Genomic DNA, 10,505 nt, shown 5'->3' with positions numbered 1-10,505 from the left:
CTGGCAGCAATGCTAACCCGCGCTTGATTCCTCACGGCAGGCCAGCCTTTGCCCCGCGGGAGTCATACTGACTAGGCTTCCAGGCCCTTCTGCACGTACCACGACAACGGCAGTGTCAACAGCAGGACCGAGGCCAGCGCGAGCAGCGCGATCGGGACGCCCGCGATGTCGCCGAGACGGCCGAAAAGCACCGGCGACAGCGCGCCGCCGCCGATCGTGCCCGTATAGAACAACGCGAACGCCTGCTCGCGCTTGCCGACACCGGCCAGTTCCGGCACGACACCGTAGAGCACGGACGATGTTCCGTTCAGCGCCAGTCCAAGCAGCGGCAGCATCGCCATCATGGCGAAGAGCGGCGAGAACACAGCGAGCGCGATCAGCAGCGACGTGGCCGACTCCGTGAGCCACACCGTCTTCATCATCCCGATGCGCGCCCCCAGATAGCCGCAGAACAGCTTGCCGAACGCACCGCCCACGAACAGCAACGTGAGCGCAAGACCGATACCGGCAGTGCCAGCTCCCTTGCTTTTGAGCAGGAACGGCAGAAACGTCAGAAAGCCCATCCGCACGGCACTGTCGAGGGTGCCGGTCGCGAGCAGCGCATGCAAGCCGCCGGACGAACCGCTGCCGGAGGCCGCTTTCGGCGTCTTGTCGCGTGCCGTGCGCGATGAGTCGCGCGACGGAATCAGCCACCACAGCAGGCCCGCCGAAACCACGCCCAGCAGGCCGATCAGCGTGGCGCCGGTGCGCCACGTCACGACCGTCAACAGAAGGCCGATCAGGCCTGGTATCAGCGTCTTGCCGATGTCTCCGGAGAAGTTGTATTGGGCCAGCGCCTCCTTCACGCCGCCGCCTGCCTCGTAGGAATCGGTGACCATCGACGATGCCAGAGGATGCTGCGTACTGGCGCCCAGGCCGCCCAGCGCCAGCGCGATCAGCAGTACCGTCAGCCCACCGGCCTGACCGGCGATCAGGTAGGCAACGCCCGCGAGGGCGGTCCCGGCCACCAGCATGCGCTCGCGCCCATATCGCCGCGCTGCCTGGCTCGCAAGCAACTGAAAACTCGCCATCACGCCGGAATAGAGCCCGCGTAACAAGCCGATCTGAGCGTAATTGAGTGCGAACTGGGCCTGCCAGATCGGAAGCAGCACGTAAATGACGTCGGTCAGCCCGTCGTGGACGGCGTGCGCGCCGCAGGCGGCGATCAGCGAGCGACGACGGGACGGATCGGGGACATGCAGTGCCTCACGAGAGACTTCGCTTTTCAAATCGCTCATTTTGTTGATTATGTGCCGGATGTTGGTCGCGGTTCGCCATCATTCCTGGAGACCAAGCGGCGGAGTAGCGAGCTCGTTGGGGTGGAAGTATCGCGAATTTGCCGCAGGCGATCGGCAATTCAGATACGCCGATCCGTGCTTCCGGCTATCGACGATATCGATGTGCTCGCCGATTGCGGGCAGTGCCGGGCTACGCGTAGGACGCGTCGATGATAAACCAGAACGTCCCTCGGTCGGCCTCGTGTGATTGACCGGCGAGGCCGAGCCGTCGATCCGCTTCCACGAAACGGAGGGAATGGCCCACGACAGGCCTGGCGACGGCACCCCGTGCCGTTCGCGTCGGCACCGCGCCGCTGCCCCGACCCTCGCGTCATCCGGCCTCGTCCGAGAGCGACACGGGCGCAGCATGCTGACCGTCGCGCTCTGCCGTCGCCTCCGGGCTGCGGCGGAAACCGGTATCGGCCCCGAGCGCGTGGAGGATCGATCGGCCCTTCTTCGTCAGATATGCGCGCCGACGGCCGGGGGCGCCGTGTTCGAGCATGACGAGTTGTCGTTCGAGCAACGCATCGAGTTCGGCGCGATTCATGTCGAGCTGATCCGGCGCCTCGCACACCAGCATCAGCGTCGCGAATTCGTGCGGGCTCAGCATGGCCGCCTCCCGTCGCGCACGGAGCCGCCGCCGGCAGGCGTGGCGAAGAAAAATGAAATATGGTGCAGCGCGCGTCCGCGGGTGGCGACGCGACGGCGCGGCAGCTTCGGTCGGCCGATCATGGCGGGTGGGTCGATGCGACGCAACGCGAACGGCTTGCGCGCGGCGCGTACTCGAGCACCGATCGGCGCGAAGCGACCGTTGCCGTTGCGCGCGACTCGCAGGCCGGCCGACAGACCCGCGACGACGCGTCGTGGCCGGCGGCCGACTTCCGTCAGCCAATCGGAGGTAAGGAAAGGATCGTTCATGATTCGCTCCCGGTTGGACCTCGCACGGAGGACGAACCGGACCACGCGCTCCAGTTCGTCGATCCGCGAGAGGCCTCGCTGACAAACAAATCGAAACACGCAGCGCGTAAGCCGCGGCTGCTTGAGCGATACCAAAATAGGACGGCAAGCGCGGATTTCAAGCGCCGTTTTTGCGATGATTCGCGCGGCCTGACGCGGCTACCGTCGAGGCCGCACCGTCGCGCGTCGCGCGGCATCGCGAGACGCGCGACGGTCGGACGAACGCGGTTCTGGCCTGAAACATTTTGTTACACATGCGCTTTCTTCCCCCTCTTGAAGCGCGCTTCACGCGCCACTATTTCGCTTTTCGCCAATCGACGGCACGCCGGCGCATCGCGGCCTTTGCGCGTGCAGGCGCTGGCGGATTCCCTTTTCCAGGTGATCTCATCGCTCAGGAGATGAAAATGCAGATTCGTCCCCTCTACGACCGGGTTATCGTCAAGCGAATCGAACAGCAACGGACGACGGCCTCCGGCATCGTGATTCCCGATTCGGCCGCAGAACGGCCCGAGCAGGGTGAAGTGATTGCGGTCGGCAGCGGCCGGCTGCTCCAGGACGGCTCGCAGCGCCCGCTGCAGCTCCAGGTCGGCGACCAGGTTCTCTTCGGCAAATATGCAGGCCAGACCGTGAAGGTGAACGGTGAGGAACTGCTCGTGATGCGCGAAGAGGACGTCATGGGCGTACTCGAACCCGAATCGCCGGCTGCCAGGAAAGCGGCCTGAATACCGATTCGACCGCGTCGCACGGGTAGGAGCCCGATGCGCGCGGCATCTCGTTCAACGACTGTATCCGGAGCAAGAAAATGACCGTAAAAGACGTGAAATTCCGCGATGGCGCCCGCCAGCAGATCGTCAAGGGCGTGAACGTGCTGGCCGACGCGGTGAAGGTGACGCTCGGCCCGAAGGGCCGCAACGTCGTGATCGAGCGTGGCTTCGGCGCGCCGGTGATCACGAAGGACGGCGTGTCGGTCGCGAAGGAAATCGAGCTGAAGGACCGCTTCGAGAACATGGGCGCGCAGATCGTCAAGCAGGTCGCGTCCAAGACGGCCGACGTGGCCGGCGACGGGACGACCACCGCCACCGTGCTCGCGCAGGCGATCGTGCAGGAAGGCATGAAGCACGTCGCGGCCGGCATGAACCCGATGGATCTGAAGCGCGGCATCGACAAGGCCGTCGGCGCGGTGCTCGATGAGCTGCGCAAGCTGTCCCGACCGATTTCGACCCACAAGGAAATCGCTCAGGTCGGTGCGATTTCCGCGAACTCGGACGATGCGATCGGCAAGATCATCGCCGATGCGATGGAGAAAGTGGGCAAGGACGGCGTGATCACCGTCGAGGACGGCAAGTCGCTGGAGAACGAACTCGACGTGGTCGAAGGCATGCAGTTCGATCGCGGTTACGTGAGCCCGTATTTCATCAACGATCCCGCGAAGCAGGCGGCCTATCTCGACGATGCGCTGATTCTGCTGCACGACAAGAAGATTTCCAGTATCCGCGACCTGCTGCCGATCCTCGAAGCGGTGTCCAAGACCGGCAAGCCGCTGCTGATCGTCGCCGAGGATGTCGAGGCCGAAGCGCTCGCGACACTCGTCGTGAATTCGATGCGCGGCATCCTGAAGGTCGCCGCCGTCAAGGCGCCGGGTTTCGGCGACCGGCGCAAGGCGATGCTGGAGGATCTCGCGATCCTGACCGGCGCGACGGTCATCTCGGAGGAAACCGGCAAGCAGCTCGACAAGGCCACGCTCGAGGATCTTGGCAGTGCGAAGCGTGTCGAGGTGCGCAAGGACGACACGATCATCATCGACGGCGCGGGCGATGCGGCGCGCATCGATGCGCGCGTGAAGTCGATTCGCGTGCAGATCGACGAAGCGACGAGCGACTACGATCGCGAGAAGCTGCAGGAGCGTGTCGCGAAGCTCGCGGGCGGCGTGGCGGTGATCAAGGTCGGCGCGGTCACCGAGGTCGAAATGAAGGAGAAGAAGGATCGCGTCGACGATGCGCTGCATGCGACGCGCGCCGCGGTCGAGGAGGGCATCGTGCCGGGCGGCGGCGTCGCGCTGCTGCGTGCGCGCGCGGCGCTGTCGGACATCCGGGGCGCGAATGCGGACCAGGACGCCGGCATCCGGATCGTGCTGCGCGCGCTGGAGGCGCCGCTGCGCATCATCGCGGCCAATGCGGGCGACGAGCCGTCGGTCGTGGTTTCGAAGGTGCTCGAAGGCACCGGGAACTTCGGCTACAACGCGGCGACCGGCGAGTACGGCGATCTGGTGGACGCGGGCGTGGTCGACCCGACCAAGGTCACGCGTACCGCGCTGCAGAACGCCGCGTCGATCGCGAGCCTCGTGCTGACGACCGATGCGACCGTCGCGCAAGCGCCGAAAGAAGACGGCGCCGAGCCGGCTCCCGCGCCCGAACTCGGCTACTGACCTGCATCGCAGGCTCGCCTGCGATCGTCGAACAGCCGCTGGCCGGAGCGGCTTTTCCCGGCGCGCGCGACAGCGGGGCGCGCCGCCGCCTTTTCATGCTTGCGAGACCGACCATGAAGCTCGAACTTTCGATCGATTCCAGGCCGCTGCAAGTCGAACTCGACGACGTCATCGCCGGCCTGCTCGCTGCGCGGCTCGGCCTGCCGCCGGAGGGTGATCATCGCGGCGCGATCGGCCGCTACCTCGGCGATGCGGCGGGGCCGTGGACGCTGGATGACGACCATATGCGCAAGCGCGTGATGCGCCGCCTGATTCTCGACATCGCCGATCCGACGCTGGTCATCCAGTACCTGATGGCCGACCAGACCGAGCAGAGCGGGCCCGGCGAAGCAGGCGAGTGACGCGCGCCGAACGCGCGTCCGCCCGTCCGGCGACGTATCCAGCGCGCCTCCTGTCGCTGCGCCGGCGCGTCGGAATCGCCGTCGCGTGCGGGGAAGCGCGACTCAGGCGCCGTCCGGCTTGCCCGGCTTGCGGCCTTGGGGAGCCGGCGGACCCGCGCCCAGCTCGGCACCCGTCACCGGGTCGCTGTTCGGATCGGAGGCGAGTCGCTGCGCCATCGCCTCGATGGCGTCCGCTTGCTGCGCGTCGAGCATGCCTTCCGCAATACCGCTGCCGCCGTCGACCGCAGGTTCGGCGGGGCGGATTTCGAGTTCGCCTCCGTGGTTCCATGGCCCGACCAGCGGTGCCGCGTCCGGCTGCATCCGGAAATACACGTGATCGTACGGCGCCTTCGGCGGCAGCTTGCCCGGCGGGAAGTTCGCGGTGATCGCATACAGCGCTTTCTCGAACGACATCTGGTGCGACACCTCGCGCGTCATCAGGAAGCCGAGCGCGTCGCGGATATCCGGATCGTCGGTCACGTTGATGAGCCGCTCGTAGATGATCTTCGCGCGTGCTTCGGCCGCGATGTTCGAGCGCAGGTCCGCCGTCGGTTCGCCGATCGTGTCGATGTACGCGGCCGACCACGGCACGCCGCCCGAATTGGTCAACGGCGCGCCAGCGCCGTACAGCACCTGCGTCACGTGGCTGTCGTTGCCCGCGCCGTGCAGCTTGCGGTACAGCTCGGCCTGTTCGTCGACCGCTTCGGCCAGCTCGCCCTTGGCGCCGCGATTCAGCATCGCGGCCATCGAGCCTATTACTTCGAGGTGGCTCAGCTCCTCCGTGGCGATGTCGAGCAGCATGTCCTTGCGGCCGGGATCTTCTTCGGTGATCGCCTGCGTGAAATAGCGCATCGCGGCGGCAAGCTCGCCCTGCGGGCCGCCGAACTGCTCGAGCAGCAGGTTGGCGAGTCCCGGATTCGGCGCGCCCACGCGCACCGTGTACTGAAGCCGTGTGTTGTGGATGAACATGGCATCTCCGTTGAAAGGGTTGCGCGACATTCGCCCGGCCGAATCAGCACGAATCGATCCCGTGGGCGGCCGACGATTCCGGGCATGTGCGATGGCGGCCGATGCGGGCCGCGACAGGGGCGGCTTCTCGTGGGCGCTGGTGCGGTTCGTCGTGCGGCACGCGTGCATCGTGCCAACGGGCGCGAGTTGGCGCAGACATGAACCGGCGCCGGGCGACGAAGCAGCGATCGTGCGATCGGCTCGCGACGGGCAGCGTTTGGCGGGCGACGCTGCCCGCCGTCGATGCAAGGCGCCGCATGCGAACACGGCAGAGACGGCGGCGACCGAGCGCGCGTCGCGTGACCCGCGGTCGGCGGCGCCGGATTTTCAAGCGGTTGTCATTTCGGCTGCATAGGCCGTGTCACGCCGGCATGAATGCGGCGCGATGCGGCATGCCGACGATGCGCGGGACCGGCCGCGTCGCCGATGCGCGATGCCGGTTTCGCACGGGAGTACAGAAGGCGACGCTCGACGGGAGCGACGTGGCGCCGCATTGTCGGTGAGCCTGACGACGACAGGCGCGTGGACCGAGCGGCGCTGGCGGACATGCCGCGTCATCGCGCTTTCAGCATTTCGTCGGCGAGCCGATAGGCGCTGACCGCACGCTTCGATTCGTAGTCGGCGATCGTGGACACGTTGCGACCGGCGTCACGCGACAATAAACCCTGCAGCGCGGCGGCGGCGAAGAAATCGCGAAGATCCGGGGTGGCGGCTTTCGGCTCGGGTGGAACGGGCTCGACGAGCGGATCCGGCTTCCAGAAAACGGGCGACAGCGGCGACGCTTTCGATAGAGCGGCTGTCTGCTTGATGCTCACATTCTGGGACAACGGTGTCATGTCTTCTCCTTCGATCAGGTATCAGTTGGTGAAGTAGTGAAATATCCCCGATTGAATGAGCGAGCATCGTGTCGTTTTTTTTTTGAGCGGTACTAACGATTGATCGACGCGAATATTCGCCGGTAATACGGAATCCGTCAAAGAAAATAAATTGGCTCCACCTGATGTGTCGGAGGAGCAGGATTCGTTCCCGCTCGGCGCAGGGACGAAGCGGCGTTTTTTGCGAACCGGAGTCGATGGTATGTCGGCATGGATGACGTTCCGGTGACGCGCCGCGAGACCTCGTTGACCCTGACTTTTCACGTCGACGGCGGTCGATATGGTGCGATTTATCCCGGCACGAACACGCCCATCGCCGCGATCGCCATCGCGAGCGTCGCGGTCCATCCTCCCCACGCAAGCGGGCCTCTGACGGCAAACTTGCCCATGACCCGTTTGCTTCCCGCCATCAGCATCATCACGACCATGATCGGAACGGCGCTCACCCCATTGATGACGGCGCTCCAGTAAAGCGCGCGGATCGGGTCGAAATTCATGAACGTGAACGCGATTCCGCCGACGACCGCCAGTACGATCACCGCATAGAATTCGGGCGCGACACCCAACCGCAGCGCGAGACTGTTGCGCCAGCGAAACGTGCCGGCCGCCGCATAGGCGGCCGATCCCGCAAGCACCGGCAACGCCAGCAGGCCGGTGCCGACGATGCCGAGCGCGAACAGCACGTACGCGAAGTGACCGGCAAGCGGCTCGAGCGCCCGCGCGGCGTCCGCCGACGTTTTGACGTCGATGTGATGCGCGTTGAGTGTGGCCGCTGCCGTCAGCACGATGAAGAATGCAATCACGTTCGATACGCCCATACCGAACCACGTGTCGAAGCTGATCCGGCGCAACTGCGCGGGCGCCTGGCCCGGCATGCGCCGCAGCGGCCGCTGGTTCGGCACGGCGTGCAATTCCTCGACTTCCTGGGACGCCTGCCAGAAAAACAGGTACGGGCTGATGGTCGTGCCGAGCACGGCGACGACCGTGGTCAGATAGGCGGCGCTCAGTTGCGCATGCGGCATCACGATCGCGCGACCGACCTCGGCCCAGTCGACGGGCACGATGAGGGCGACCGCGACATAGGCCAGCAGCGTCAGCGCCGTCCATTTGAGCAATCGCGCGTAGCGGTCGTACGGAACGAAAACCTGCAGCACGACCGACACGCCGCCGAGGCACACGATGTAGAGCTGTTGCGGGCCGGGCAGCAACAAATTGACTGCCGCGCCCATGGCCGACAAGTCGGCCGCGATGTTGATCACGTTGGCCGTGATCAGCAGCACGACCGTCGCGTACAGCAGCCATTGCGGGTAGTGCGTGCGCATGTTGGATGCGAGACCCTTGCCCGTCACGCGGCCGATGCGTGCGCTGACCAACTGGATGGCCGTCATCAGCGGGTACGTCAACAACAATGCCCACAGCAGTTCGAAGCCGAACTGCGCACCCGCCTGCGAGTACGTGCCGATGCCGGAAGGATCGTCGTCGGCGGCGCCGGTGATCAGACCGGGGCCGAGGCGGCGGACCCACGCGACGGCGTTCGGGTCCGGTTCCGTCGGCTCGGGCTGAAGCAAATCGTTGTCGTTCATGATGGCGCGCCTCCCGAGGAGTGCAGCAGGCGCAATCGCCGTGCCCGCTCCACAGGTGTCTCGCGCGGGCGGCGCAGGGGCGTTACGGTTCGTTCGGCGTCGCCGTGTTGCCCGCGTCGACCTTGATTGTCTGTTCCTTCGACACCAGCCGGCCGCCGGCCATGCTTCCGCCGCCGAGGCGCAACTTCAGGAGCGCCGGTTCGTTTGCATCGAGTCCCGACAGATAATCCAGACCGTGCAGTCCGGCGCGAGCATGGAACGGGATGAACCAGGAAGAGCAGAACGCCGACGTGGGGACCGGGCACCGGGTGCGGATGTCGAGCCGCCGGGCAGAGAACGGATAGTCGTCGATATCGGTTGCGCTCACATCGAATCGCTTTTGGATGGTGAGCGGCGTGACGGTGTAGCGGAAGTAGACGTGGTTGGCCCACAGCGTATTGTCGAACGACGCCAGATCTTCGGCGGTGTACGCAACGATCGTGAGGCCGTTCCGGTCCCGGTGCCGGATTTCGTATCGGCTGACATCTATCGACTTGCAGCCGGCACACGCGATTGCCGCACCCAGCGCGAAACTGATCAAACGCGTCCGGTCATGCATGTCGTCCTCCCGCGCCTCGCGGTTTCGGTTCGCCGGCAATACGATGGTGCGCGACGTGGTGTTACGTCCGGCTACCCGCACCGTCGGCGGCCGAGACCGTTGCGTGCATCGCCTGGTCGAGAAGGGCATGCGCGGCTTGCCACGCGCGCGCGGCCGCCGCGGAGTCGTTGAACGCCCGCGCTTCGACCGTGGCGCCGTCCAGCAGCATCATGAAGACGGTCGCCAGCCGGTTTGCGGTTTCGGCCGGCACGAGCGCTTCGATCAGTTCGGCGATCCATTCGACCATTTTGCGACGATAGCGGATCGCGACATCCGAGATCGGTGCATAAGCGGTGCCGAATTCGGCCAGCGCACGCTCGAACAGGCAGCCGGCAAATTCAGGTGTCCTGAACCAGGCTGCGTACCAGTCGAAGATGGTCTTGACGCGCTCGACCGGATCGACGACGTGCTGCAACTGCGCGGCGATGCTGCCGACGATCAGGTCGTAGCGCTGCACCAGCACTTCGCGGATCAGCTCGTCCTTGCTCGCGAAATGCCGGTACAGCGTCATTCGGGCGACACCGGAATCGTCGATGATCCAGTCGACGCCCACCGGGTGGAATCCGTGCCTGGAGAACAGTTCGGTCGCTTTGTCTACCACCAGTTGGCGTTTGTTGGCTCGCACGAACGGCTTCCTCCTCGATATTTCAACGGCATAGACCGATTATTCTAGCATCATGCCGGTGCATGAAATCGGCCTCCCGGCTCTGTTTGACGGCAGTTCTGCCCCGCCAGTCTTCGCTTGACGAGGCGGTTATCGAGTCGTCTTGACTATTGGATAGACCGATATGTATCATTTGAGCCTAGAAAGCAGCGATCGATATTGCGTGGATTAAAGAGACAGAACGGGGGCAGGTTCCCGCGAGCAGTTTTCCGCCGTATCAGCCGCTGCAACGATGTTTCAAGACGAAAAGAGAACCTGAGAGAACCTTGGTACGCGGGCCCGCGGACGATGTTCGCCGCACCCCGCACCGGCCGGGGCATGCTCGCGGGCGAGCGCGCGAAGCAATACGGCGCCAATGAAACGTGAGGAAAATACCCATGTATCGCCGTTTATTCGCACCGGGGCTGCTGTTGCTGTTGGCCGCGTGCGCGCAGGATCCGTCGGTTACGGCCGGCACGGTACGGATCTGCGACGACACAGGTTGTTCCGATCGCCCTAAAGATCAGGTCTCCTATCAAAAAATGGACGACGCGGAAGACCGCGAAGATCCGCGCATCGCCGCGCTCAAGCAAACCGCGAAAACCCAGCCGAAGGCCGCCT

The 10,505-nt window shown here is 65.1% G+C and carries 11 protein-coding genes and 1 pseudogene; 4 read left to right on the top strand and 8 right to left on the bottom strand.

Annotation, left to right across the window (positions count from 1 at the left end):
* Positions 1-71: 71 nt before the first annotated feature.
* The 3 genes from WT97_RS06955 to WT97_RS06945 all read right to left on the bottom strand — a co-directional run bounded on the left by WT97_RS06955 (position 72) and on the right by WT97_RS06945 (position 2,234).
* Positions 72-1,277: an MFS transporter gene (locus WT97_RS06955; protein WP_060353203.1), complete on the bottom strand. Its 1,206-nt coding sequence runs from the start codon at positions 1,275-1,277 to the stop codon at positions 72-74.
* Positions 1,278-1,647: 370 nt separating this feature from the next.
* Complete coding sequence (locus WT97_RS06950; protein WP_060353202.1) at positions 1,648-1,926, bottom strand: hypothetical protein; 279 nt, start codon at positions 1,924-1,926, stop codon at positions 1,648-1,650.
* On the bottom strand, positions 1,920-2,234 hold the full coding sequence (locus tag WT97_RS06945; RefSeq protein ID WP_060353201.1) for a hypothetical protein: 315 nt from the start codon (positions 2,232-2,234) through the stop codon (positions 1,920-1,922). The genes WT97_RS06950 and WT97_RS06945 overlap by 7 nt, the downstream gene beginning before the upstream one ends.
* A gap of 443 nt (positions 2,235-2,677) precedes the next feature.
* Here WT97_RS06945 and groES point away from each other — a divergent pair, with 443 nt between their 5' ends.
* From groES to WT97_RS06930, 3 genes are all read left to right on the top strand, one after another.
* A complete protein-coding gene (gene groES, locus WT97_RS06940; protein ID WP_006482399.1) occupies positions 2,678-2,995 on the top strand; it encodes a co-chaperone GroES in 318 nt (105 codons plus the stop codon).
* A gap of 80 nt (positions 2,996-3,075) precedes the next feature.
* A complete protein-coding gene (groL, locus tag WT97_RS06935) occupies positions 3,076-4,698 on the top strand; it encodes a chaperonin GroEL (protein ID WP_059791208.1) in 1,623 nt (540 codons plus the stop codon).
* A gap of 113 nt (positions 4,699-4,811) precedes the next feature.
* The gene (locus WT97_RS06930; protein ID WP_060353200.1) at positions 4,812-5,099 is read left to right on the top strand and encodes a hypothetical protein; all 288 of its coding nucleotides are present in this window, start codon (positions 4,812-4,814) and stop codon (positions 5,097-5,099) included.
* A 102-nt stretch (positions 5,100-5,201) separates the two neighbouring features.
* Here WT97_RS06930 and WT97_RS06925 read toward each other — a convergent pair whose 3' ends face one another.
* The 5 genes from WT97_RS06925 to WT97_RS06900 all read right to left on the bottom strand — a co-directional run bounded on the left by WT97_RS06925 (position 5,202) and on the right by WT97_RS06900 (position 9,866).
* Entirely contained in the window at positions 5,202-6,107 is a 906-nt protein-coding gene (locus tag WT97_RS06925) for a manganese catalase family protein (protein ID WP_059791209.1), read from the bottom strand.
* 593 nt (positions 6,108-6,700) lie between these two features.
* On the bottom strand, positions 6,701-6,982 hold the full coding sequence (locus tag WT97_RS06915) for a hypothetical protein (protein WP_059500094.1): 282 nt from the start codon (positions 6,980-6,982) through the stop codon (positions 6,701-6,703).
* A gap of 329 nt (positions 6,983-7,311) precedes the next feature.
* Positions 7,312-8,604, bottom strand: a complete 1,293-nt coding sequence (locus WT97_RS06910; RefSeq protein ID WP_060353198.1) for an NRAMP family divalent metal transporter — start codon at positions 8,602-8,604, stop codon at positions 7,312-7,314.
* An 82-nt stretch (positions 8,605-8,686) separates the two neighbouring features.
* Positions 8,687-9,202, bottom strand: coding sequence for a hypothetical protein (locus WT97_RS06905; RefSeq protein ID WP_060353204.1), 516 nt, complete (start codon positions 9,200-9,202; stop codon positions 8,687-8,689).
* Between the two features lie 61 nt (positions 9,203-9,263).
* Positions 9,264-9,866 carry a TetR/AcrR family transcriptional regulator gene (locus WT97_RS06900; RefSeq protein ID WP_059827209.1) on the bottom strand — a complete coding sequence of 201 codons (603 nt, stop codon included), beginning with the start codon at positions 9,864-9,866 and terminating at the stop codon, positions 9,264-9,266.
* Between the two features lie 416 nt (positions 9,867-10,282).
* On the opposite strand from WT97_RS06900, the pseudogene WT97_RS06895 reads away from it, so the two are divergent.
* A pseudogene (locus tag WT97_RS06895) lies at positions 10,283-10,505 on the top strand (sel1 repeat family protein); the annotation flags it as partial.

Source organism: Burkholderia sp. MSMB1459WGS (assembly GCF_001534535.1).
Classification (GTDB): Bacteria; Pseudomonadota; Gammaproteobacteria; order Burkholderiales; family Burkholderiaceae; genus Burkholderia.
The sequence above is the reverse complement of the archived record's forward strand: the minus strand, read 5'-3'. Positions and strand labels throughout refer to the sequence as shown.